The sequence below is a fragment of the Sphingomonas sp. MMS24-J45 genome, assembly GCF_044881195.1.
Classification (GTDB): Bacteria; Pseudomonadota; Alphaproteobacteria; order Sphingomonadales; family Sphingomonadaceae; genus Sphingomonas.
This window is the reverse complement of record NZ_CP173255.1, coordinates 3,155,147-3,178,922: the sequence shown is the minus strand read 5'-3', so window position 1 is coordinate 3,178,922 and position 23,776 is coordinate 3,155,147. Positions and strand designations below refer to the sequence as shown.

General features: G+C 64.8%; 15 protein-coding genes and 1 pseudogene. 4 read left to right on the top strand and 12 right to left on the bottom strand.

Annotated features, from left to right (window positions below; genetic code table 11):
• From AB5I39_RS15335 to AB5I39_RS15325, 3 genes are all read right to left on the bottom strand, one after another.
• Complete coding sequence (locus tag AB5I39_RS15335; RefSeq protein ID WP_404368731.1) at window positions 1-1,503, bottom strand: tryptophan halogenase family protein; 1,503 nt, start codon at window positions 1,501-1,503, stop codon at window positions 1-3.
• Entirely contained in the window at window positions 1,500-3,002 is a 1,503-nt protein-coding gene (locus AB5I39_RS15330; RefSeq protein ID WP_404368728.1) for a tryptophan halogenase family protein, read from the bottom strand. The genes AB5I39_RS15335 and AB5I39_RS15330 overlap by 4 nt, the downstream gene beginning before the upstream one ends.
• Before the next feature lie 100 nt (window positions 3,003-3,102).
• Window positions 3,103-6,198 carry a TonB-dependent receptor gene (locus tag AB5I39_RS15325; protein ID WP_404368725.1) on the bottom strand — a complete coding sequence of 1,032 codons (3,096 nt, stop codon included), beginning with the start codon at window positions 6,196-6,198 and terminating at the stop codon, window positions 3,103-3,105.
• A 243-nt stretch (window positions 6,199-6,441) separates the two neighbouring features.
• Between AB5I39_RS15325 and AB5I39_RS15320 the strand changes: the two genes are divergently transcribed.
• Window positions 6,442-7,431 carry a cupin-like domain-containing protein gene (locus tag AB5I39_RS15320; protein ID WP_404368722.1) on the top strand — a complete coding sequence of 330 codons (990 nt, stop codon included), beginning with the start codon at window positions 6,442-6,444 and terminating at the stop codon, window positions 7,429-7,431.
• Here the strand turns inward: AB5I39_RS15320 and AB5I39_RS15315 are convergent.
• The 4 genes and pseudogenes from AB5I39_RS15315 to AB5I39_RS15300 all read right to left on the bottom strand — a co-directional run bounded on the left by AB5I39_RS15315 (window position 7,415) and on the right by AB5I39_RS15300 (window position 13,518).
• Window positions 7,415-9,340, bottom strand: coding sequence for a hypothetical protein (locus AB5I39_RS15315; protein ID WP_404368719.1), 1,926 nt, complete (start codon window positions 9,338-9,340; stop codon window positions 7,415-7,417). The two genes, AB5I39_RS15320 and AB5I39_RS15315, sit on opposite strands and share 17 nt — an antisense overlap.
• A 2-nt stretch (window positions 9,341-9,342) precedes the next feature.
• Complete coding sequence (locus tag AB5I39_RS15310) at window positions 9,343-10,152, bottom strand: GDSL-type esterase/lipase family protein (RefSeq protein ID WP_404368716.1); 810 nt, start codon at window positions 10,150-10,152, stop codon at window positions 9,343-9,345.
• Window positions 10,149-11,114 carry an alpha/beta hydrolase gene (locus AB5I39_RS15305; RefSeq protein WP_404368713.1) on the bottom strand — a complete coding sequence of 322 codons (966 nt, stop codon included), beginning with the start codon at window positions 11,112-11,114 and terminating at the stop codon, window positions 10,149-10,151. Before AB5I39_RS15305 ends, AB5I39_RS15310 begins: the two co-directional genes overlap by 4 nt.
• Window positions 11,111-13,518 (bottom strand): annotated as a pseudogene (locus AB5I39_RS15300) (glycoside hydrolase family 3 N-terminal domain-containing protein). Before AB5I39_RS15300 ends, AB5I39_RS15305 begins: the two are co-directional and overlap by 4 nt.
• Before the next feature lie 128 nt (window positions 13,519-13,646).
• Between AB5I39_RS15300 and AB5I39_RS15295 the strand changes: the two are divergent.
• The gene (locus AB5I39_RS15295) at window positions 13,647-14,732 is read left to right on the top strand and encodes a LacI family DNA-binding transcriptional regulator (protein ID WP_404368710.1); all 1,086 of its coding nucleotides are present in this window, start codon (window positions 13,647-13,649) and stop codon (window positions 14,730-14,732) included.
• Window position 14,733: 1 nt separating this feature from the next.
• On the opposite strand, the gene AB5I39_RS15290 is transcribed toward AB5I39_RS15295, so the two are convergent.
• Genes AB5I39_RS15290 through AB5I39_RS15270 form a run of 5 tightly spaced genes read right to left on the bottom strand, consistent with a single transcriptional unit; the run spans window position 14,734 to window position 19,770 of the window.
• On the bottom strand, window positions 14,734-15,564 hold the full coding sequence (locus AB5I39_RS15290; protein WP_404368707.1) for an aldose 1-epimerase: 831 nt from the start codon (window positions 15,562-15,564) through the stop codon (window positions 14,734-14,736).
• A complete protein-coding gene (locus AB5I39_RS15285; RefSeq protein WP_404374185.1) occupies window positions 15,561-16,985 on the bottom strand; it encodes a sugar porter family MFS transporter in 1,425 nt (474 codons plus the stop codon). Before AB5I39_RS15285 ends, AB5I39_RS15290 begins: the two co-directional genes overlap by 4 nt.
• A gap of 15 nt (window positions 16,986-17,000) precedes the next feature.
• The gene (locus AB5I39_RS15280; protein ID WP_404368704.1) at window positions 17,001-17,870 is read right to left on the bottom strand and encodes an SMP-30/gluconolactonase/LRE family protein; all 870 of its coding nucleotides are present in this window, start codon (window positions 17,868-17,870) and stop codon (window positions 17,001-17,003) included.
• On the bottom strand, window positions 17,861-18,646 hold the full coding sequence (locus AB5I39_RS15275) for an SDR family NAD(P)-dependent oxidoreductase (RefSeq protein WP_404368702.1): 786 nt from the start codon (window positions 18,644-18,646) through the stop codon (window positions 17,861-17,863). The genes AB5I39_RS15280 and AB5I39_RS15275 overlap by 10 nt, the downstream gene beginning before the upstream one ends.
• Before the next feature lie 17 nt (window positions 18,647-18,663).
• Window positions 18,664-19,770: a fumarylacetoacetate hydrolase family protein gene (locus AB5I39_RS15270; protein WP_404374183.1), complete on the bottom strand. Its 1,107-nt coding sequence runs from the start codon at window positions 19,768-19,770 to the stop codon at window positions 18,664-18,666.
• Between the two features lie 169 nt (window positions 19,771-19,939).
• Between AB5I39_RS15270 and AB5I39_RS15265 the strand changes: the two genes are divergently transcribed.
• Both AB5I39_RS15265 and AB5I39_RS15260 read left to right on the top strand, forming a co-directional pair.
• The gene (locus AB5I39_RS15265) at window positions 19,940-22,135 is read left to right on the top strand and encodes a WD40/YVTN/BNR-like repeat-containing protein (protein ID WP_404368699.1); all 2,196 of its coding nucleotides are present in this window, start codon (window positions 19,940-19,942) and stop codon (window positions 22,133-22,135) included.
• Window positions 22,132-23,742, top strand: a complete 1,611-nt coding sequence (locus tag AB5I39_RS15260; protein ID WP_404368697.1) for a DUF5597 domain-containing protein — start codon at window positions 22,132-22,134, stop codon at window positions 23,740-23,742. Before AB5I39_RS15265 ends, AB5I39_RS15260 begins: the two co-directional genes overlap by 4 nt.
• Window positions 23,743-23,776 lie beyond the last annotated feature (34 nt).

Below are 23,776 nucleotides of genomic sequence, written 5' to 3'. Positions count from 1 at the left end.
TTAGAGCGCGCGGAAATGCCGCGCGAGCGTGTCGGCGTGGCTCGGCATCGCGTCCGCCGCCTGACCGATGACCTTGCGCATCGCGGCGAGAACGGCGCTGCGTTCCTTCGCGGGCACGCCGTCCGACAGCAGATCCCGCCCATGCGGCATCACCCCCTGCCCCGTCAGCACGGCGAGCCAGCTCGCATCGTGGAAAATATCGCCCTCGCGCTCGAGCAAACGCCCGGTGCGGGCGAATACCGCGGTCTTCTCTGCCAACGTCTCGGGCACTTCGATCGCGCGGCAATGTCGCCAGAACGGCGTGTCGTCGCGTTCGGTGGCGGTGTAGTGCAGGACCAGAAAATCGCGCACGGCGTCGAATTCGCGCGCCATGCGGCGGTTATACTCATCACGGATCGCAGGGTCGAACCCGCGATCGGGAAACCAAGCCAGTAGATTGGTGATCGCGCTCTGGATCAAATGCAGGCTGGTCGACTCAAGTGGTTCCAGAAAGCCGGACGAAAGGCCGATCGATACGACGTTGCGCGCCCACGCCTGCTCACGCCGCCCGGTCGTGAAGCGCAGCCGACGCGGATCGCCGACCGGGCGTGCATCGAGATTGGCGAGCAGCACCGCCTCGGCAGCATCATCGTCCATGAAGTCGCTCGAATAGATGTGACCATTGCCGGTGCGATGCTGCAGCGGAATGCGCCATTGCCAGCCCGAATCGCGCGCGGTCGAACGCGTATATGGCGTTGGCGGTGCGACGCGCTCGGTCGGTACCGCAATCGCGCGGTCGCACGGTAGCCAGCGCCGCCAATCGAGATAGCGCGTGCCCAGCGCCTCCCCGATCAGCAATCCGCGAAAGCCGGTGCAATCAAGGAACAGGTCGCCCTCTATGTGACGCCCGTCCTGTAGCACGAGATGGCTAACGAAACCGGTTTTGGGATCGATCGAGACCTGGCCGATCTTGCCTTCGTCACGGACAACCCCACGCGCCTCGGCGAAGCGGCGCAGATAGGCGGCGTAAAGCCCGGCGTCGAAATGATAGGCATAGCCGAAGGTCGCAAAGACCGATCCGGCGCTGGCATTGGCGGGTGCGAAGCGACCGCGCGCCGCCGCCACGTCCGACAGCGAATAGGCCGCGAGTGGCGTCATGTCGCCGCCCGCGCGCGCCGCCAGCCATTGCTGATGGAACGGCACCATCCCGAAATCGTCGCCATAGCGACCGAAGGGGTGGAAATAGCGTTCACCCTTGCGCCACCAATCAACGAATTCGATGCCGAGCTTGAACGTCCCTTGCGTCGCCTTGACGAAATCGACCTCATCGATGCCGAGGATGCGGTTGAACCCCTGAATCGGCGGGATCGTCGCCTCGCCCACGCCAACGGTACCGATCTCTTCGGATTCGATCAGGCGGATCGCTATGCCGGTTCCGCGCAACCCTTGCGCCAGGGCAGCCGCCGCCATCCAGCCAGCGCTGCCGCCCCCCGCAATGACGATCTGCTTCAAAGGTCCGTTCATGCAGCTTGCGCCATGCATGTGCGCTCAATGAAACGGTCGTGCGGCGGCATCCGTTCGGCTGCGTGCGCTAGGGCTGCCTGCCGCTGCTCGAACAGCGCCCGGAGCTGCGTCAGCGGTATCTGATCCGCGCTTGCATCCCACGCGCGCGGCAGACGGCGCTGCCCCGTCAGGATCGCGACCCAGCTCGGTTCCTGGTGCAATTCGAGGTCGTAGAGCGGCACGCGCGCGCACGCATCCCACGTCGCCAATTTGTGCATCAGCGTATCGGGCAAGGCCATCGCACGGCATTCGCGCCACAGCGGCTCGTCCCGCTCGCTCAGACAATAATGCGCGATCAGAAAATCGCGGATGCGTTCATATTCGCCGATCGTCTGCCGGTTATATTCGGCGGCGATCATCGGATCGATCGCGCCCGAGGGCAGCAGCTCGATCAGGCGGGCAAGCCCGGTCTGGATCAACTGGATGCTGGTCAATTCAAGCGGCTCCATGAACCCCGCCGCCAACCCGATCGCGATGACATTGTGCGCCCAAAAGCGTTCCCGGCGTCCAGTCGAGAAGCGGAGCGGCCGTGGATCGCCAAGCGGCGCGCCGTCGAGCGAACCCAGCAGCGTGTCAGCTGCTTCCTCGTCCGCCATGTGACGACTGCAATAGACCAAACCGTTGCCGGTGCGGTGCTGCAATGGGATGCGCCATTGCCACCCTGCCGCGCGCGCGGTCGATCGGGTAAAGGGCGTCAGCCGCCCGCCCCGCATGGAGCCGACCGCCATCGCCCGGTCGCACGGCAGCCAGTGCGACCAATCGACAAATCCCACGCCCAGCGCCCCGCCTAGCAACAGGCTACCGAATCCGGAGCAATCGATGAACACATGGCCTTGGATCATGCGCTGATCATCGAGCCTTACCGCGGTCACGTCGCCGGTATCGCCGTCGCGCAACACCTCGGCGATACGCCCTTCGATCCGCGTGACGCCGTTCGCCTCCGCATGACGGCGCAGCAAGCGCGCATAAAGGCCGGCGTCGAAATGATAGGCATGTTTGAACGCTGCTGCAGCATCCTGCATCGCTTGTGGCGGCGCGAAGCGATCGCGCGCGGCGGCGGCCCAAGGCATCGACCAGGCGTCGATCGGGGTGTCCAGACCAGCGGCGCGGAGCCGCAGCCAGTGATGGTGCGGAGCAACCCCGGCGATATCAGCCCCATAGTCACCAAAGCCATGAAAGTGACGGTTGCCGACACGGTGCCAATCGACAAATTCAATCCCGAGCTTGAATGTCCCGTTGGTCGCCGCGACGAAATCGGGCTCGTGAATACCGAGCACCTGATTGAGCTGCTGGATCAATGGAACGGTCGCTTCACCAACCCCGATCGTACCGATCGCGTCGGATTCGATCAGCGTGATATCGGCATAGGGCGCAGCGCGAAACCGCGCGAGCAACGCCGCCGCCATCCATCCCGCAGTACCACCGCCAACGATAACGATGCGTTGCGTTTGAACCGCCACGTGCGCCCTCTCCTCGACCCCGATGCTACCCCGCTTTCCCGGCACGCCCCAGAAAAAAACGCTCCCGGCCTAAAACGGACGGGAGCGCAGGGGGAGGCCCTTAAAATACGCCGCGGACGAGGATCGAGAAGCGCCGATCAGAATCGGTCCAGCTATAGCGCGGCTTAAGATCGGGATCGCCGACATCCAGGAACGTCCGCGAATTGAGCAAGTTGGTGCCCTGCACGCCGATCTTGAAGTGTTTGTCGACGGCGAACAGCACCGATCCGTCAAGCTGCCCGTACGCTTCAGACCAAACCGGGAAGTTGATGTTCGCCGCCGACGTCGTCAGCAGATAATTCGACCGCCAGTTATAGGCGAGCCGCGCCGAGAAACCGTATTTCTCGTAAATACCTGCGATGTTGTAAGAATATTTAGACAGACCTTCCAACGGCAAGGCCTTGCCCGCCTGGCCGACCTGGGTTGGGTCGAACACGTTTACCGCCGTGTTCTTACCCCCAGTTGAATCGACATAGGTGAAGTTACCTTGAAACCCGAGGCCGCCAAGCGCGCCCGGCAGCATGTCGAAGAACTGCGTATAAGCGACTTCGAAGCCCTTGATCTTGCCCTTTGCGCCATTGGTCTGCTGAGTCACGTCGAACGTCAGCGTCTGGCCGTTGCTGGTGTAGGTCTGCTGGCCGATACCGGCGAAGATATAGTTGCTGATATCCTTGTAGAAACCAGCAAAGGTCAGGCTGTTTGACTTACCAAAATAATATTCGAGGCTGATATCGAACTGATTGGATCGCGTGGGCTTCAAATTGGGGTTGCCGGCGGTCCCGGTGAACGCGGTCCTGCGCCCATTCACGCCCACCCCGTTGGCGATGCCGTTCGCATCGAACGCAAAGCCCAGCGTCGTGAACGGGTTCAATTGCGCGAAGGTCGGCCGGACGATCGCCTTTGCCGCAGCCAGGCGCAATTGCAGATTATCCCTCAGGAAAAAGCGCAGATTGAGGCTGGGCAGAACGTCGGTATACCCACCGCTCTGTGCCTGCGTCAGCGCCCCGATATTGCCCTGGGTGAACTTCACCGCATTGGCCAGCAGGGTGCAGTCCGCTGCGGTCGCGCCACCCACGCCTACGGTGCAGCTGGGGTTGGTGATCGTGCCAACGCGCAGCGCCGACCCGGTCGCGCTAACGTCGGTACGGATCACGCGGACGCCGATATTGCCGTCGAAATGCCCGATGGGGCCCTGGTTCATCCCGAAGCGGAGCAAGCCGTACCCGGCATAGGTCCTTTCGGTCTGGTTGTTGATGCCGCCCGACACATTGTCCCCGGCAGGCGCGGCAACCGAATAATCGTTCGTCAGCGGAGTCCAGCCCCAGCCCGCGGACTCGGTGCTCTTCAGATAGCTATAGGCATTAGCGGTGCCGTTGCTGACCAAGTCTGCACTTGGGAACCAGAAGCCCGGACCGACCGAGGGAACCCCGCCGCGGAAGAAGTTGGCGTATGGCTGAAATTCGGTCTGATTCGGCAGGCCGGGATTCTGGACACCGCCCGGAAAACCAGTCTGATTGAGGAAGACCGGGCTGCCACCGCCCCAATATTGGCTCGACAACAGCGCCCAATTGTATCCGGTCTGTCGCGTGATCGCATTGCGGTCGGTGATACGGCCGCCAAGGCGAAACGATTTCAGGATATTGCTATCGGTGAACGTGTACTCGACGTCGGCGCGCTCCGCCCATTCGTGCGCCTCATTGTCCTCGATGTGATCCATCGCGGCGGCCCACCAATACAGGCTCTTGTCGGTCAGCGACCCGCCTGCCGCCGTCGGTGAAATGGTCAGCGCCGGATCGTTGCCGCTGAAATCGAACTTGATCGTCGATGGCGTGCCGACCTGCGTGAAGGCGGTCATGCTGGTGACTTGCGCGGTCGATCGCACATATTGCACGTCGGCCCCGAACGCCCAATGGTCGCCCGGCGTCCAGCGCAGATTAGCCGAGAAATCCTGCGTCTTCTTGACCTGATAGCCCGAGCGCGTGTCCATGTTCAGATTGCGGTTGGCGAGCGTACCCGACTGAAGCTGGTTCTGCCGACCATAGGTCAAGTTGGTGTTGTTGGTCCGGTCGTTGACATCGGGCATGTCATAATCGCCCACGGCATATTCGATGTCCTTTGGCGTCGCCTTGGCGAGCAGAACTTCGGCCGTCAGCAACAGCGTTTCGCTCGGCTTCCACTGAACCGACCCGTCAAAGGCGGTGCGGCGCTGCTGCCAATCGATCCGGCGGAAGCCCATGCCGAACGGCACGAAAACGTTGGCGCCGCTGGCGAGGCCGCCCTGCGCCGAGGTCAGCGTCTGCCGGTCGTAACGTCCCGCCGTGATGCTGTCGGTGCGGTTGCCGACGTTGCCGATCGAATAAGAGAGCAGCAGACCGAACTCGCCGAGGCCGGTCTTCCAGCGTCCACTGCCCAGTATGTTGCCCGACTGGAAACTTCTGCCGAGCAGATCGCCGTAAGTCGAATTGCCCGAGAAGGCCAAGACATAGCCCTTGGCGTCGAAGGGCTTGCGCGTGCGCAGATTGACGATGCCGCCGATGCCACCCTCGACCAGTTCGGCCGACGGGTTCTTGAACACATCGACCCCGGCGAGCAGATCGGCCGACACGTCTTCGAACGACAGGCCACGCCCGTTGTTCGCCGAAAACACGTCGCGCCCGTTAAGTTCGGAGCGCACAAAGGAGAGGCCGCGAATGAACACGCCGCCGCCCTCGGCCGAAAGACGCGCCGGATCGCGATTTTCGTTCGTACGCTGAAGCGTGACACCGGGCAGTCGCTGCAACGCTTCGGAGACCGAGCGATCGGGCAGCGCGCCGATATCTTGCGCGGTAATCGAGTCGATCACCTGTTCGGCGGTGCGCTTGCGGTCGCGCGCACCCTGCAGCGAGGCGCGAATGCCCGTGACGACGATGTCGTCCTTTGAAGCTTCGGGCTGCACTGTCGGGTCGGTCGCCTGCGCGGCGTTGCCGACCTGACCACCTTCGCTCATCGTATCGGGGCTGGCTGGGAGTACGGCCTGGCCCGCGCCTTCAGTGGATTGCGCAAATGCCGGGGCGGCAGCGGCGACGATCGCGAGCGCGACGACCGAAGCCCCAGCGCGCAGCGCCAGAAGGCGCGAGGTATGCGCAGCGGTTGCGGGCGTGGTGATGATCTGGCTCATTTCAGTTCCCCCTCGTTGGCCACCCTCTTTGCGGAGCAGCGCGTGTCTTGTTCCGACCGGCCATTCTTGCCGCAAAAATGATAGCGCTACCATCATTTGCCGACAAAAACGCCGCGGACTCCCGAATTTGATCGGTCAGCCCATCGGATGCGAAAGTACTAGCATTGGCCTAGAGCCGTAGCAATAGCATTATGTAGACCGCTAACATACATCCTATGGACGAGTAGCCGAGGGGCCCCGCTGATGCGTGCGATGGATGAATATGGTCCGGTAAACGCTAGCGAATTCGCCGAAATTGCGGCGGCGGCGAGGCCAGCCATATTTCGCGCTCAAGTGGCATCGTGGCCGTCGGTCGCCGCCGCGAAAGCAGGTCTGCTGGATCGCTATCTGCGGGATCAGGCCAGCACGCGCGCCGCTCCATGCGTCGTCGGGCTGCCCTCGCTCAAGGGTCGCTTCTTCTACCGCGACGACATGCGCGGGATGAATTTCGGTCGCCGCGACGCACCGCTCGGCGAAGTGCTCGAGCAGTTGCAGGAGCAGGCCGACAGTGCCGAACCCCTCGCGCTAGCGATGCAATCGGCACCCACCGATCTGGTGCTACCGGGCTTTGCCGACGCGAACCGCCTCGACCTGCTGCCCGAGTCGGTACGTCCCCGCATTTGGATCGGCAATCGCATCCACGTCGCGACGCATTACAATTCGAACGACAATATTGCTTGCGTCGTCGGCGGCCGACGACGCTTCACCCTGTTCCCGCCCGATCAAGCGGCGAACCTCTATATCGGCTCGCTCGAACTGACCCCCGCCGGGACACCGGTCAGCATGGTGGACGTCGATGCGCCCGATCTGGCGCGTTACCCGCGCTTCGCCGACGCGCTCGACACCGCAATGGCAGCGGAGTTGGCACCGGGCGATGCGATCTTCATTCCCTATCTCTGGTGGCACTCGGTGCGCTCGCTCGATCCGCTTAGCGTCCTGGTGAATTATTGGTGGAGCGCCACGCCAGAGGCGATGTCACCGGTCGACGCGCTGCTCCACGCGCTGGTCGCGATCCGTGCGCAGCCCGAAAGCCGCCGCGCGGCATGGCGCGCCTTATTCGACCATCTCGTCTTCGACGACGCCGCGGGGGCGCATTTGCCGGTTGCGGCGCGCGGTGTGTTGGGCGATCTGCCCGAGGCCGAGCGTCAGGAGATCGGCCGACAGCTTGCCCTCAAGCTCAGCGGACGATCCTGAACGCGCGAAACGAATGCGGCGGAATCGACACGGCAAAATCGGCACGGGCGGCACGCGCTTCGGCGCTCCCGGCGACTGCCGCGCTCGGCGCAAGCGTCGCGCCTGACGGGATTTCCACCAATTCGCGCCCTGCGGCGTGAATTGTGACCGGCGTCGTCTCGGCCCGGTAGGATTGCACGATGAGCGTATCATTGTCGTAGAGGAAGAGTGCAACCTGCGCCGGTGCATCGATCGTCACCGGCAAAGCGCCGCTCGCTACCGCGCGAATCTGCCCCAGCATCGCCGGTGGCAACGCATAGAGATCGCCCGGATTTTCCGGCATCGTCAGCATATACAGCGTCCCCGCCGCATAATGGTTCATGAGGATCAGCGGGACCCCCTTGGCGGCGGCAACTCCGCGCACGATCGCCCAGCTATCGTTGGTGTAGAACCGGATATCGGGGAACAGGATCGGCCTTTGCACGCCATCGGTCGCGTTGAGCGGCGTGCCGTTGCCCGCGCCATAGCCCTGGACGAAGTGATCGATCAGCACACGGCGCCCGGTCGGCGTCCATTCCGCGAGATCGCGGAAGCCCTTGTCCTGCAGCTTTTCGACTAGGCCAGAGGTAACCACCACCGTCGCGCCGCGTTTCAGCGCGCCCCGGATCTTCCCGACAATCGCGGGGTCAGCCGCCGCCGCTTCGGTTAGCAGCATCGTCTTCGCGGTATCGGGGAAATGCGGCGACAGCTCGATCGGGAGACCGATCGTGCCGAGGTAGTTGTGCAGGAAATCTTCGCCTGACGACTGATACGGCTTGTAACTCGCCACCCCGATCGGCTTGCCGAGTGCGCCCACAACCGTATCCGCGGTCTCCAGCGCATAGCCCGCCGCGCGGCCCCATCCCATCGGCAGCGTAGCGCCGCTTGCTTCCCAGCGCCGCTGCTCGGCTGCCCAATCGAAGCTTGTCGGCGTGCTCGCCCACGGCCGCTGACCGGTGTCTGCTGCAGCATCCTCAGACATCGGGCGCCAATTGAACAGCGTGATCTCCGGTGCCTTGGCGAACAGTGTGTCCCACAATTGCTCGGCATAGCGATCGACATCGCGCGTCGAGAAGGTATCGACCCACCCACCGCCATTTCCGCGAGGGCGAATATTGTCGAAATAACGGATGATGCCGTAACTTTCATATTGCTGGAGCAATTGGTCGGTCAGCGTCGGATCGCGCGTTTCGGTGCCGCTATAGATGCCGTCGAACGCTTGGGCATTCTGGTCGAGATCGTAGCCCAGGCCCTGAAAATGTTCGTACCAATTCGGGTATTTGATCACCATTTTCACGCGCGGGTTCACGGCATGGGCGGGCGCCAGAACGAGATCGCGCGCGACCTTGCGCATCGTGTCGAGCCGATAAGCGGTCCAGCTCCGCGCACCCTTCGCGGAGATGTCTGCTTCGCTTTTCGAGGTGTAGAAGAAAAAGTCATCGAGGATCACTTCGTCGAAATGCCTTGCGGCGAGGCGGACCGCTTTCTCGCACTCGGCGCGGTCTGCTGGCTTTTCATAATCGAACGTGCCGAACTGGCCGCCCTCACCGCCCGCTGCCAGCGTGATGCCCCCAGCGGTCGCGATACCCTTCTCGGCAAAATAGCGTTTGACCAGCTCTAGCTCTGCATCGGTCGCAAAGACGCGGTCGCGATAGGCTTCGATGTAAACCTTGTCGAAGTGCAACTGGCTCGCCGCACGGGCATAGCGCCGATCGAACGTCGCCCGGTCCGCCAGCTTCCGCACATCGCCCACCGCGATGTAGATCGCCGCGCGGAAGTTCTTGTACCGCGCGGGAATGGGGAGCGGTGTCGGCAGGCTGGTTTGCGCGAACGCCGGAAGTGTGATGGATGCCGCCACGATCGCGGCCAGGACGGTGTGGCGCAAACCCATAGCTAGTCTCCGGAACGATGGCGGGGCGGCGGCATGCCGAGCGACCGCGCGATGGCGGCACTGGCGATCGGGGCCATGCGCGCATAGCCTGCCGTATTGGGATGGAGCCCGTCGGCGGTTAGATCAGCCGCCAACAACCCGCGCGCATCGGTCATCGCGGCGGCATAGTCCGCGTAGGCATAGCCGCGCTTTTGAGCGAGCGCCCTCAGCTCGGCGTTAATCGCTCGGAGCGTTGCTGGCGGCCGCTCGGCCACGACGTGGCGCGCATTTTCGGTATAATCGTTAACCGGCAGGATCGAGGTCAGGACCACGCGAATCCCGCGCGCATCGGCGATGTCCGCCATCGCTGTGATATTTGCCACGATCGAGGCCGGCGTTTCGACCTGGAGGAAGCCGGTCACGTCATTGGTGCCGGCCAGAATGACGACGGCGGCGGGCTTCAGCGCCACGACATCGGGTTCGAACCGCAGCAGCATCTGTGCCGTCGCCTGCGCACCGATACCGCGATTGACATAGGCCCTGCCCGGAAAGGCGCGCGACAAATCCCACATGTCGGTGATCGAATCGCCCAGGAAGACGACCCGCTGCTCCCCTTTGGCAGGTGGCCGGAGCGCGGCATTGGCGGCCGCGTAGAGATAACGCTCACCGAAATCCTGCATCAGCGCAGGCACCAGTTTCGCGCGGAACGGACCGCCCCACGCCCCCCAGTCGCGCGTTTCGATTACGCTGCGGCGCGGCGGACTGCTTTGATAGGAGGGCGCATCGGCGGCGGTCAGCACGCCTGCCAGAAGCAAGAGCGCCAACCGTTTCATGCCGGGAACACCCCTGTGCGCCGGGCATAGGCGGCGAACAGCGTCGGCCAGGCCGAGATCGGCACGCTCTTCGGCGCGCGCACGCCGAAACCGTGCCCACCCTGGTCGAAAGCGTGCAGCTCGGCTGGGCGCTTTGCCGCGAGCATCGCCTGATACAGTACCAGGCTGTTGGCGATCGGCACCAGACCGTCGTCGCTGGCGTGGCACAGAAACGCCGGTGGCGTGTCGGCCGTCACGCGCAGATCGACCGACGCGTTGCGCAGTGCCTCGGGACTCTGCACCGGCCCGAACAGATTGTCGCGGCTGCCGGCATGGGTGATCGCGGGGTCCATGCTGATCACCGGATAGATAAGCCCGGCGAGATCGGGCCGCGCCGACAGCCGGTCCGCCGCGTCGATCGGAGCGTAGACGCTCTCGTGATGCCGCGTCGCGAGCGAGCCGGCGAGATGCCCACCGGCAGAAAAGCCGAGCACGGCGATCCGCTTCGGATCGACGCCATAATCGCTTGCCCGCGCCCGGATCAGGCGCAGCCCGCGCTGCGCATCGGCGAGCGGCACGGTCGCGCGGTTCGCCCAGCCCTCGCCCGGCAAGCGATAGGTGAGGATGAAGCAGGTCACGCCGAGCGCAGTCAGCCAGCGCGCTTGCTCCTCGCCTTCATTGTCCCATGACAGGAACCCGTAGCCGCCGCCCGGCACAAGCATCACCGCGCTGCCGTTGGGCTTGACCGGTCGGCGCACCGTCAGGGTTGGGCGGTCGATCCCGGTGAGCCAGCGATCGTTGAACGTCGGATCGCTCGATCGCTGTTCGACCTTGCGCACCGGCAGCACGCCGGGCGCGCCCGGTGCGATCTCCGGCCACAATGCAATGACCTCGTCGCCGCGGCCTTGCGCCGCGAGCGGCATGGCAATCGAGGTGGCGGCAAGTGCGGCGATCACGCTGCGACGGTCCGGCCCCCGGCTCATTTCGGGCACACCGCGCCAGCCGGATCGGTCGCGAGGCGAAGATCGGAAACCGCGAGCGTGAAGGGTGCGGTTGCAGTCAGCGCAAACGGCGATGTCACCGCCGTCACATCGGCCCCCTTGTCGCGGAAACATTTGAGCGGCACGCGCAGCGTCCGCCACCCGGTTCCCGTCGACAGGGTCGGCGCGACATCGACTTGCCCCCCGCCGAGCGCGAGCATCACCGGGCCGGTCGGCGGCGTCTGGACGCGGTACGTCATCTGCACGTTCAAATCGCCATTGGTTTCGCGCACCAAAGCGAGCTTTGGACCGGCGATCCGCGCTGTACCGGCCCCCGACCAGGCGAGCTGGACCGCGCCCTCCTGCGTCGTCGCGCTGTCAGTCGCCGAGCGCGTAACGGCCGCATCGACCGACAAAGTGAACGGTGCGGGCACCTTACCACGCGCGAAGAACAGGCTGGTATTGGCAAGGCTCGCGTCAATCCCGGCGACCTCACCCAAATGCGGCACTTTGCCCGGCTTGGCGTAGCTCAAGCCATAGCCGCGCGCGAACAACGGGTCGTATCCCGGCGTCCCGGCGTTGAGCGTGAACTGCCCGGCCCCGTTGGGCCAACTATACGACAGCCGTCCGGTAAAATCGCGCTTTCCGCCGATCAGGACATCGGCGATCCCGGCCCCTTCCGATCCTGGAAACCAGGCCGCGACAAACGCGTCGGACTGGTTGAGCTCCGGGTTCACCCACAGCGGTCGGCCCGAGAGAAATACCGACACTGTCGGCACCCCCGCCGCCTTCAACTTCTTCAGCAAGGCAAGCGACTCCTTGTCGCCCGCCTCGAATTCCAGGGTGCGCACATCGCCCCGCATTTCGGCATAGGGATGTTCGCCGAACACCACGATCGCGACATCGGGCTTGGTCGTGAAGCTGCCGTCGGGCGACAGCGTCGCCGTCCCGCCGCCAGCCTTGGCCGCTGCCGCAATCCCTGCAAAGATCGAGGTCGCACCTGGGAAATCGGCATTGGTGTTGCCATCGCCCTGCCACGACAGCGTCCAACCGCCGGCCTGCCGACCGATATCGTCCGCCGCATCGCCAGCCACCAGGATATTGGCGCTCGCCTTGACCGGCAGGACGCCTTCATTTTTCAGCAGCACCAGGCTCTTGGCGACCGCCTCACGCGCAACCGCGCGGTGTTCGGCCGACCCGATCGTGCCGCTCTTGGTTTCCCACGGCCGCGCCGGATCGAACAGCCCCAGCTTCATCTTCACGCGCAGGATGCGGCGAACGGCATCGTCGATCCGCGCGCGCGGAATCGTCCCCGCCTTCGCCGCCGCTAGCGTCGAATTGTACAAGCCCTTCCAGCTATCCGGCGCCATCGCCATGTCGAGCCCGGCATTGAAGGTCGCCGAACAATCGGTGTTGGTGCAGCCGGGGATTTGCCCATGTCCGTTCCAATCGCCGACGATCAGCCCGTCAAACCCCATCCGGCCTTTCAAGACATCGGTCAGCAAGCTCTTGTTGCCGTGCATCTTGACGCCGTTCCAGCTCGAGAAGCTGGCCATTACCGACATGGTGCCCGCATCGATCGCGCCGGGATAGCCCGCATTGTGCGTGGCGATCAGCTTCGCTTCGGGAACCTGCGTATCGCCTTGATCGATCCCGTCCTTGGTGCCCCCGTCGCCGAGGAAATGCTTGGCGGATGCCGCGACATGGCCACGTTGAATGCCCCACGCGCCGGACTTGCCCTGCAACCCCTCGATCATTGCCCCGGCGTAGGAGGCGACGACCTTGGGATCCTCGGAATAGCCCTCATAGGTGCGGCCCCAGCGATCATCCTGCGGCACCGCCAACGTCGGCCCGAACGCCCAATTGATCCCAGCCGCGGCCGTTTCCCCACCCGTCACTGCACCGATCCGGCGGATTAGGTCCGGATCATGCGCCGCGCCCAGCCCGACATTGTGCGGGAAGAGCGTTGCGCCGACGATGTTGTTGTTACCGTGCACCGCGTCGATGCCGAACAGGAGCGGGATCGCGACATGACCGGGGCGTGGCGCCATCGCGACCGCCTCGAAGGCGCGCGCCGTCGCGATCCACGGGCCGGCGGGCGAACGATCGGGCGCGCCGATCGGTGGCGAGCTGCCCCCGCCAGAATCGAGCCGAGCGGATAGCGTTTCAAATCCTCGGGCGTCACCGAACTGAGATCCGCCTGGATCATCTGCCCGACTTTCTCTTCCAGCGTCAGGCGCGCGAGCAAGGCGGTGATCTTCGCCTCGGTTGCAGGATCGATCAGGCCGGGGCTGTGCGCTTGCGGCCAGCGCGCTGGGTGGGCCACCCCTGCCCGCTCCTGCGCGGTGGCGCTCATCGCAGTGCCGCACAGCGCCGCCGCCAGTATCACCCGGTGAATCCGTCCCATCGATCCGCTCCCAAATCGTCTTTTGCGGCAGCATAACCAAAGTTTGATTTAGCGCTACCATAAATGCACGTCCGCAGCGTTTGCGTCGTGGTGCTGCGACGCGCTAACATCACGGTGATGGTACACCAATGACGACAGCCCCCCGCAAACCCCGCGCTGGTTCTGGCCGCTATAGCGGCGCGCCGACAATTGCCGACGTGGCCGCGTTGGCCGGCGTTTCGACGATGACGGTCAGCCGCGTGATCAATGCCGAAAGCAACGTCCGCGATTCGACGCGCGAGGCGGTCAATGCCGCGATCCTTCAACTGAACTACGCCCCCAATCGCGCAGCGCGCAGCCTGGCGGGTGCGTCGCAACTTCGCCTGGGGCTGCTCTATTCGAACCCGAGTGCGGCCTATCTCAGTGAATTTCTGGTCGGCAGCCTCGATCAGGCGGGTCGGTCAGACATTCAGCTCGTGGTGCAGAAATGCGAGATCGGCGATCACGAACGCGAAGTGGTCGAACGCATGATCGCCAGCGGAATCGACGGCGTGATCCTGCCGCCGCCATTGTGCGATTCGCGACCCGTGCTTGACGTGCTGATCGCGGCGCGCGTGCCGACCGTGGTCGTCGCAACGGGCTGCCCGCCGCCCGAATGCGCCGCAATTTCCATCGACGATCACGGCGCCGCGCGCGAAATGACGCGCCATTTGATCGAGCTCGGTCACGCGCGGATCGGCTTCATTGTCGGCAATCCCAATCTGACCGCCAGCAAGGAACGGCTTGACGGGTACAAGGCAGCGCTGAGCGCGGCGGGAATTGCGTTCGATCCGGCGCTGATCGGTGAAGGGCTGTTCACATACCGATCTGGCCTTGATGCTGCAGACGATCTGCTCGACCGCGACAATCCGCCCTCGGCAATCTTCGCCAGCAACGACGATATGGCGGCGGCGACGGTTGCGGTCGCGCACCGCCGCGGGCTCGACGTGCCGGGGGACCTGACGGTGTGCGGGTTCGATGACAGCGCGCTTGCCACGACGATCTGGCCCGAACTGACGACGATCCACCAACCGATCGCCGACATGTCGCGCGCTGCGGTCGAACTGCTCGCCGGGATGCTGCGCACCAAGCGCGGCGGCGGGGAAGTCCGCCACGTGACGCTCGATTACACGCTGATCCGCCGCCAATCCGATGCCGCGCCACGCCGCCGACCCTCGGCGCGGGTACGCGGGTAGCTCAACCGCGGATCGACATCGCGATCGTGCGGCACGCGCCCGGCTGCAGCATGTCGGCGGCACCGTGATTGACCGCATTGGGCATCGCACTCACAGGTTCGGCGCAGAAGAATGGCGCGCCCGGCGGCAGATACAGGTGCAGCATCGGTGTCCCGCTGCCCGTCAGCGTGATCGCCCCGTCGGCCCGCTCGATCCGCACCGTCCCGGCCCATCCGGTATAGCAATGGTCGATCAGATCGGCGCGATCGAGCGCTGCTCCCGCCGACCAGTCCCCAAGCGTATCCGCCGCAACATGCGCAACCGGCAGCAGCGTAGCGTCGACCTCCCACACCCCACCCGCGTCGAACGCGATCGCTTTGACGCCCGAGCGCACGAAATAGGGGTGGAAGCCGAGCGACACGGGCATCGCACGCGTGTCCCAATTCTCAACCCCAAGCGTCACCGTGAGGCCCGTTGGGTCGAGCGCGAAGCGCTGTGTCGCGGCGTAGCGCCAAGGCCAAGCCGTATCGCCGTCATGCCGGTGCAGCAGTGTCGCCTGCGCGCCGTCGGCCGCCTCGACCGACCAAGCGGAAAGCCACCCGACGCCGTGTAGCGGATGCAGCTGCCCCGGGCAGTTCGCTGGCACCACATGCCGCACGCCCTCGACCTCGAACGCGCCGCCGCCGATGCGATTGGCATAGGGCACCAGCGGGAAGCTGGCGAAGGCGAGCGGATCGGTCGCATCCGCCGAAGTCGGGCGAAGGATATCGACGCCGCGCCGGGTAAGCGACGCAATCGCGCCGCCAGCCCCTGGCCGCAAGTCAGCAGTCCAATCGCCCGCTGCAAGCCTCATCCCGCCATGTCTTCCAATTCGACCCCACGCGTTTCATCCACCATCGCGCGCACGAAGAAGAAGGAGACCGCCGCCGCGACGGCATAACCGACATAGGTGACCGCCAGGCCAGGATAGACCACGAGCAGCGGGAAGCTGACCGAGATCGCAGCGTTGGCGATCCATTGCGCGAAGCCCGACACCGCCAGCGCAGATCCGCGAATCTGGGTCGGGAACATCTCTCCCAGCATCACCCACATCACCGGCCCCCAACTTACGTTGAAGAAGATGACGTACAGATTGGCGCAAACCAAGGCGATGACACCCGCATTGCCCGGCAGCGACAGCGCGCCATCCGCACCGCTGACGGCGGTCGAGAAGGCCCAGGCGACGCCCGCCAGCGTTACCGCCATCCCCGCCGATCCGACCAGCAGCAGCGGCTTGCGTCCGATCCGATCGATCAGTGCGATCGCGAGCAGGCACGCGCCGATAGATAGAAGGCCGGACAGGATATTGGTCTGCAACGCATAATCCTCGGTAAAGCCGACCGCCTCCCACAGCGTCGCGCCGTAATAGAAAACGACGTTGATTCCGACGAGCTGCTGGAACACCGCCAGCCCGATCCCGACCCACAGGATCGGGCGAATTCGCCGGGTTTGCTTGTCGATCAGGTCCGACAGCTTCGGCCGGTGATGATCGGCAGCCAGGCCAGCGCGGATTTCCGCGACCTTCGCCGCCGCCGCATGCGCGCCGAACAGCCGCGTCAGCACGCGCTCGGCTTCGGCATCGCGGCCTTTCACAACCAGATAGCGCGGGCTTTCCGGGATGAAGAACAAGGCGACGAGGTAGAGCGCGGCGGGCGCGACTTGCAGCCAGAACATCCAGCGCCACGCGGCATGGCCACCCCACAGCAACGCCGTCGATCCGCCAGCGTAACGCGCCAGCGCGAAGTTCGCGACGAACGCGCCGGTCAGACCGGAGATGATCATCACTTGCTGAATGCTCGACAGCCGCCCGCGCACGTTCGCCGGGGTCACTTCGGAGATATAGACGGGCGAGGTCACGCTCGCAGCGCCGACGCCGAAGCCGCCGATGATCCGCGCAAAGATGAAGATCGCCGAGGAGTCCGCCGCCCCCGCCAGCAGCGCGGAGACGATGAACAAGGCGGCGGCCACCATCATCGTATTGCGTCGCCCGATCAGATCGGACAGCCGCCCCGCCGTGAACGCGCCGATCGAAGATCCCACCAGGATCGCCCCGACATTGACGCCAATCCCCAATCGCCCGAGCGCGAACGCCGCCTCCAGCCCCTTTTGCGTGCCGTTGATCACACCCGAATCATATCCGAACATGAAGCCGCCGATCGTCGCCACCATGACGACCAAGGCGACCAGCGGTTTATTTACCTGGGCGTGTTCCACAAAAACTCCCCTCGATGTGATCGCCTCTGACGGGCGTTAGGTATTGGCGGCGGTAAGCGATGCGGCCGGGACCGCGACCGGAAAGGTGAAGACATCGCCGGCTAATGGCTGCTGTGCGAGTGCCTCTGCCGAAAGCCCCTGCCGCGCGGTGGTGGCGAAGGCGGTATGGCGGTCCGCGCCGCCGATCGCGATCTTGGTAACGTTGGCGACGGGGAAGCGGACGATATCGGTCATCTGCCCGGCAGCATCGTAGCGCCGTGCCGCCCAGCCGCCATAAAAGGCGATCCACACTCCGCCCTCAGCATCGCAGATAGCGCCGTCGGGATGCCCTTCATCGCCGGTAAAGTGCAAAAATGGCTCGGCCGCCCCAACCCTGCCGTCGGGCGCGATGGCGTGCCGCGTAACCCGGCGCGCGAGGGTGTCGACATGATAGAGGCACGCGCCGTCCGGCGTGATCGCCGGGCCGTTGGTAATGACGCAGGGTTCGATCGCGGTCTGCGTCACCGCGCCTTGGTCGAGCACATAGACGTGGCCAGTCGCGGCGCTTTCCCGATTATCCATCGTTCCGAAATAGACCCGCCCCGACAGATCGGTCGCGGCATCGTTGAGCCGGTTAGCGGGCAGAGCGGGATCGATCGACGCGATGCACGTGAACGCGCCCGTGCCCGGCGCAAAACGATGCGGCCCGGATTGCAGACCGACGATCAGGTCGCCGACGTTCGACGGAAGCACCCACCCGACATATTCGGGCGCTTCCCATTGCGCCAAGGCTCCGGTTGCAGGGGTGTAGTGGTAAATGCGCCTTCCCTTGATATCGACGAACCACAGATCGCCGTCGAGCCACAGCGGACCCTCACCAAGTTCCGCGCCGATGCTCAGCGCGTGGCGGGCGTTGATCACCGCCATCCGGCATCGACGAAATAATCGTGGCCAGTGCACATCCGCGCATCGTCGGATGCCAGGAACAGCGCAAGCGCGGCCACATCGGCCGGCTGAATTCGCCCGTCAAGGCATTGCGCCGCTACGATTTCCGCTTCGCCCGCCGGTGTATACCAGCGTTCCTGCCGCGGCGTCTGAACATTGCCCGGCACGATCGTGTTCGCGCGAATATTGCTGCGTCCCAGATCGCGGGCCAGCGCGCGGGTGAGCCCCTCGATCGCGGCCTTCGACGTCTGGTAAAGCACCAGATCGGGCAGCGCGAGGTGCCAGCTGATCGACCCGAAATTGACGATCGATCCGCCGCCGGCGCGCTTCATGGCCGGGATCACCGCCTTTGCAGCGAAGAATTGGTGTCGCAGGTTGACGTTCAGCCGCTCCTCCCACACCGCCGGGGTAACATCGTCGATCGTGTGGCGATCGTCATTGGCGGCATTGTTGATCAGCACGTCGACGCCGCCGAGCGTCGCCTCCACCTCAGCCAGAACGCTGGCCAGGCGGTCTAAGTCGGTCAGGTCGCAATTGCGGTAAAGCGGCGCATGACGTGCGCCCGGCGACAATCGGGCAACCAGCGTCACGCCCTCGCCATCGGCGATGTCGAGCAACGCAACACGCGACCCTTGTGCGACGAACGCCTCGACCAGTCCGGCGCCAATGCCGGATGCGCCGCCGGTTATGACGACGCGCTTGTTCGCGAGGCTGGGATAGATTGCGCGCATGTCCTGATGCGTGGTTTGCTGCAACATGTCAGTCTCCGGAAGCGTCACGCGAGCAGCCCGCGCGCGGCAAGATTATGCATCAACGCGCCGATGCCATAGTCCCAGGCAGGTGCATCGCGCGACGTGGTGACGGGATTGATGAGAGTACCAAGGCGCGCGCTCGAAATGCGCACGACGTCGCCCACTTTATGCGTGAAGCCACGCCCCGGTTCGTCGCGATCCTGCGTCGGCGCGAACAGGGTGCCGCAAAACAGCACGAGACCGTCTGGATACTGATGTTCGCTCATCGTCTGGCGCAACAGTTCCTCGGGATCGCGGCTGATCTCCCGCATCGTGCTGGCGCCTTCGAGAACATAGCCGTCCTCACCCGTGATCGTCAGCGCGATGTCTGCATTGCGTACATCGTCTATCGTGAAATCACCGTCGAACACCCGGATCAGCGGGCCGAGCGCGCAGGCCGCGGTATTGTCCTTGGCCTTGCCCAATAATAGCGCCGAGCGCCCTTCGAAATCGCGCAGGTTGACGTCGTTGCCCAGCGTCGCCCCGACCGCTTCGCCATGTCCGTCAGCGACCAAGACCACCTCGGGCTCGGGATTGTTCCACGTAGAATCCGAACGCACGCCGACCGAAGCGTTTAGCGGAACCGTCGATAGCACGGGCGATTTCGTGAAGATCTCGGCGTCCGGCCCGATCGCGACTTCCAGATATTGCGACCACATGCCGTCGGCGATCAGCGCGCTCTTGAGTGCCGCCGCTTCCGCCGAACCCGGCACCACCGCGCGCAAGCTGCCGCCGAGCACCCCTTCGAGCCGATCGCGCACTTCGGCGGCGCGCGCCTGATCGCCGCGCGCGCGTTCCTCGATCACGCGTTCCAGCGCGGAGACGGCGAAGGTGACGCCTGCCGCCTTCACACACTGCAGATCGATCGGGCTGAGCAGATGATTGGTCGCGATATCGGCCACGTCGCAGATCTGCGCACCACCGTCGAACGCGCGTGCCGCGATCAGCGCCGACACAGTCGGTGCGACGCGCGACATATCGAAGACCACGCCATCGCGGACCATGATCGGGGTCGGCCCCGCCCCGCTATCGATTCGCCCGACGAAACGTCCGGCACGCCAGTCCGCAGGCAAGGCCTCGACCAGCGACATGTGTTCGAACGACACTGTAACCCCTCCGTTGTGTTAGCGGTATCGTCTATGCCATAGGGGGCCGTCAAGGGACGTATCGAACAGCGATGCGCGAATCGGACGGAGGGGGATGCGCAACATCGGCAAGCACCGAATCGGAAGCATCGTGGCCATCGTTGCGCTCGCTTGTGTGAGCGCTCGCGTCGTCGCCCGTGCGCCCGACCTTGCTCCAGCCTCCTATCGCTGGACCAACGTAACCGTTGGCGGCGGCGGTTACGCCCCGAACATCGTCTTCAGCCCGGTCGAGCCAAATCTCGCCTATCTGCGCACCGACATGGGGGGCGCGTATCGCTGGGATGCCCGCGCCGAACGCTGGATTCCGCTGCAGGACGGCACCCCGGTGTCGAGCTATATGGGGATCGAAAGCATTGCCGCCGACCCGCGCGACGCCAATGTCGTCTATCTCGCCGCCGGCATGTCCGCGCGGGAGCCAGCCGCGATCCTGCGTTCGGCCGACCGCGGCACGACTTGGCGCGTCACCCCGGTGCCCTTCGCGATGGGCGGCAACGAACCCGGCCGCGGCCTCGGCGAGCGCCTGGCGATCGATCCCAACCGGACCGAGACCTTGTTTTTCGGTTCGCGCCACGACGGGGTGTGGCGCAGCGACGATGCGGGCGCGACCTGGACGAAACTCGCGCATTTCCTCGTCCCCGGGCTGGGCAAGCCAGCCGAGCGTCAAACGCATGGCGGGGTGTCCTTTATCGCGATCGACCCAACCAGCGGGAACGCCGGACAGCACTCTCGCCGGATCTGGGCCGGCGTCGCCGACCCGGGGACGGATCATCTGTTTCGGTCCGATGATGGCGGCGATAGCTGGACCGCCGTCAAGGGCCCGGGACCGGACATGCTCGCGACCAAGGGGATCGTGGCAAACGACGGCACGCTCTATGTTAGCTTTGCCACCGGCATCGGCCCGAGCGATGCGAAAGCAGGCGCGGTCTGGCACTTCGGCGCAGACGGCACTGCACGCGACATCACGCCGCCCGGCTATGGCAGTGGCGGGTTCCTCGGCCTCGCCGTAGCCCGCACCGCGCCCGGGACGGTCGCGGTTTCGACGATCGACCGGTGGCAGCCCGGTGACACGGTCTGGCTCTCGCGCGATGGCGGTATACAGTGGGACGATCTAGGCGGGCGCAGTAGCCGCGACGTCACTTCCACCCCGTTCCTGCTGCACGAAGGTAAAGGTGCCGATTTCGGCCACTGGATTTCGGGCTTGGCGATCGACCCGTTCAATCCTGGCCATCTCGCCTACACCACCGGCGCGACCGTCTATGCCGCCGACGCCGTAACGCCCGCTGGCCCGATCCGATGGACGCCGTGGACCAAGGGGATCGAGCAGACCGCGATCATCACCCTCGCCTCGCCCACCGGAGGTGCGCCGCTGCTGTCGGGTTTCGGGGACATTGCCGGCTTCGCCCATGCCGATCTCGACCGGTCGCCACAGCCGACGTTCAGCAATCCCTATCTCTCGAACACCAACACGATCGATTATGCCGGTCGCGCGCCCAATATCGTGGTGCGCAGCGGCAGCCTCTACGCCGATCGCCCGCGCGATGCGACGCTCGGCTGGTCGGACGATGGCGGGCTCACGTGGAAGCCGCTCAAGGCCCCTGCAATCCGTCCGACCGACGACGCACCGGGCAAGCGCTACGATCTCGAAGGCGATGCGGCCGTGGTCGTCTCGGCGGATGGCAGCACGTTCATCGTCTGCACGCCAGTGCCGCTGGTGACGCGTGATCGCGGGCGGACATGGGCACTGGCGCAAGGGTTGCGGCTCCACGCCCGCCCCGTCGCCGACAAGATCGATCCGCAGCGCTTTTATTCGGTTGATTTCGACAACGACCGACTGCTCGTCTCGAACGACGGCGCAAAGAGCTTCGCTCCGGTCGCGGGAAGTGGGCTTCCAGCACAGCTATGGCCGGGCAAGATCTATTGGCGCGAGCAACCGTATCGTCTGGTTGCGTCCCCCTTTGCTGCGGGCGACCTGTGGTTCCATCTCGGCGAGGAATTGTATCACAGCGCCGACGGCGGCCGCACCTTCCGCAAATCGAGCGGGACGCTCCGGATCGAGCTTGTCGGGTTGGGCAAGCCCGCCCCCGGCGCGACTGTCGCTGCGATCTATGCGGTCGGCACCTTGAAGTCGCAGCGGGGCGTCTGGCGCTCGATCGACGAAGGCAAGAGCTGGGCGCGCATCAACGATGATGCGCATCAATGGGGTGGGCGCTTTCGCGTGATCGGCGGCGATCCGCGCCGTTTCGGGCGCGTCTATGTCGGAACCGACGGGCGCGGCATCGTGTACGGTGATCCGGTGGGAGAGACACAATGAAGCTTTTGACAAGCCTGCTGCTCGCCACCTTGCCGTGCGCCGCGCTCGCGCAGCAGCCCACGCCAATTCCACATATCCTCAGCAAAAATGGCCGCCACGCGCTGATCGTTGACGGCGCGCCGTTCACGATCCTGGGCGGACAGGTCAACAATTCGAGCAATTATGCGGAGCCGCTCAAGACCGCATGGGATGTGCTGGACCGGGTCCATGCCAATACCGTCGAAGTGCCGATCGCCTGGCAACAGGTCGAGCCGGTCGAGGGCAAGTTCGACCTGTCCTTCTTGCAGACGCTGCTCGATCAGGCACGCGCGCACGACAAGCGCGTTGTCTTGCTGTGGTTCGGGACGTGGAAGAACACCTCCTTCGCTTACACGCCCGACTGGGTGAAGCTCGACAACGCCCGCTTCCCCCGCATGAAGAATCGCCAAGGCGCGGATCACGGCGTGCTAAGCGCGCATGGCGCAGCGACGCTCGCCGCCGACACGCGCGCCTTCGTCAAGGTGATGGAATATCTGCGCGACCATGACCGGCAGAACACCGTGATCCTGGTCCAGCCCGAAAATGAAACGGGCAGCTATCGCTCGCCGCGCGATTATTCGCCCGCCGCCAACGCGCTGTTCGCCAAGCAGATTCCGGCGGCGCTCGCGAAAGCAACAGGCAAGCGCGGAAGCTGGAGCGAAGCCTTCGGCGCGCAGGCCGATCGCGCCTTCAATACCTGGTACGTCGCCGCCTATGTCGATGCGATCGCCGCTGCGGGCAAGGCGGTCAAGCCGTTGCCGATGTACGTCAATGCCGCGCTCGCCGGGCCGTCGAACGTGCCCGATCCCGATGGCGTCGCAAGCGGCGGCCCGCAGCAGGACGTGCTCGACATCTGGAAGGCGGCGGCCCCCCACATCGATTTCGCCGCCCCCGACATTTACGACCGGACAAGCGCCAACGTCGTCCAATATCTCGACAAATATAATCGGCCCGATAACGCGCTGATGGTCCCGGAAATCGGCAATGCCCGCGAATTCCACCGCTACGCTTACGCCGCTCTCGGCCGTGGGGCGATCGGCTATGCGCCGTTCGGGCTCGATGCCTCGGGCTATTTCAACTACCCGCTCGGCGCGCGCGATCTTGCCGCGGCAGATCTCGACCGGCTGGCGCTGCCCTATGCCGCGATCGGATCAATCATGCGCGATTGGGCGCGGATCGCGTTCGAACACCCAACCTGGGGCGTGGCCAAGCCCGACGACGGCACCGCGCAATCGACCACGCTCGGCGGGTGGAAAATCACCGCGAACTGGGGCGAATGGCAGTTCGGAATGAAGGACTGGACGTGGCTCAAGTCCGAGCCAGCGCCCTGGGGCAAGGAGCCGGTCGGCGGCGTGGCGGTCGCGCAGCTTTCGGCGGATGAGTTTCTGGTACTGGGCGACCATGTCCGGCTGAACTTCGGCCCCGCCGACGGGTCGCCCACCGGCCTGATCGTGCGGATCGAGGAAGGAGCATTCCGCGACGGGAAATGGGTGATGTCGCGGGTGTGGAACGGCGATCAGACCGATTACGGCATCAACTTGATCGACCGGCCTCAGGTTTTGAAAGTGACAATGGGGCGCTACCGCTGAGCGGCGCCAAAAGAAACGATCGGGAGAGACGGAT

Bases quoted from the DNA above. Each gene is read 5' to 3' on its own strand.
- AB5I39_RS15270 (WP_404374183.1), bottom strand. From the start codon at position 19,770: ATGTCGCTGGTCGAGGCCTTGCCTGCGGACTGGCGTGCCGGACGTTTC.
- AB5I39_RS15335 (WP_404368731.1), bottom strand. From the start codon at position 1,503: ATGAACGGACCTTTGAAGCAGATCGTCATTGCGGGGGGCGGCAGCGCT.
- AB5I39_RS15320 (WP_404368722.1), top strand. From the start codon at position 6,442: ATGCGTGCGATGGATGAATATGGTCCGGTAAACGCTAGCGAATTCGCC.
- AB5I39_RS15275 (WP_404368702.1), bottom strand. From the start codon at position 18,646: ATGTTGCAGCAAACCACGCATCAGGACATGCGCGCAATCTATCCCAGC.
- AB5I39_RS15290 (WP_404368707.1), bottom strand. From the start codon at position 15,564: ATGAGGCTTGCAGCGGGCGATTGGACTGCTGACTTGCGGCCAGGGGCT.
- AB5I39_RS15325 (WP_404368725.1), bottom strand. From the start codon at position 6,198: ATGAGCCAGATCATCACCACGCCCGCAACCGCTGCGCATACCTCGCGC.
- AB5I39_RS15280 (WP_404368704.1), bottom strand. From the start codon at position 17,870: ATGGCGGTGATCAACGCCCGCCACGCGCTGAGCATCGGCGCGGAACTT.
- AB5I39_RS15305 (WP_404368713.1), bottom strand. From the start codon at position 11,114: ATGAGCCGGGGGCCGGACCGTCGCAGCGTGATCGCCGCACTTGCCGCC.
- AB5I39_RS15260 (WP_404368697.1), top strand. From the start codon at position 22,132: ATGAAGCTTTTGACAAGCCTGCTGCTCGCCACCTTGCCGTGCGCCGCG.
- AB5I39_RS15295 (WP_404368710.1), top strand. From the start codon at position 13,647: ATGACGACAGCCCCCCGCAAACCCCGCGCTGGTTCTGGCCGCTATAGC.
- AB5I39_RS15310 (WP_404368716.1), bottom strand. From the start codon at position 10,152: ATGAAACGGTTGGCGCTCTTGCTTCTGGCAGGCGTGCTGACCGCCGCC.
- AB5I39_RS15315 (WP_404368719.1), bottom strand. From the start codon at position 9,340: ATGGGTTTGCGCCACACCGTCCTGGCCGCGATCGTGGCGGCATCCATC.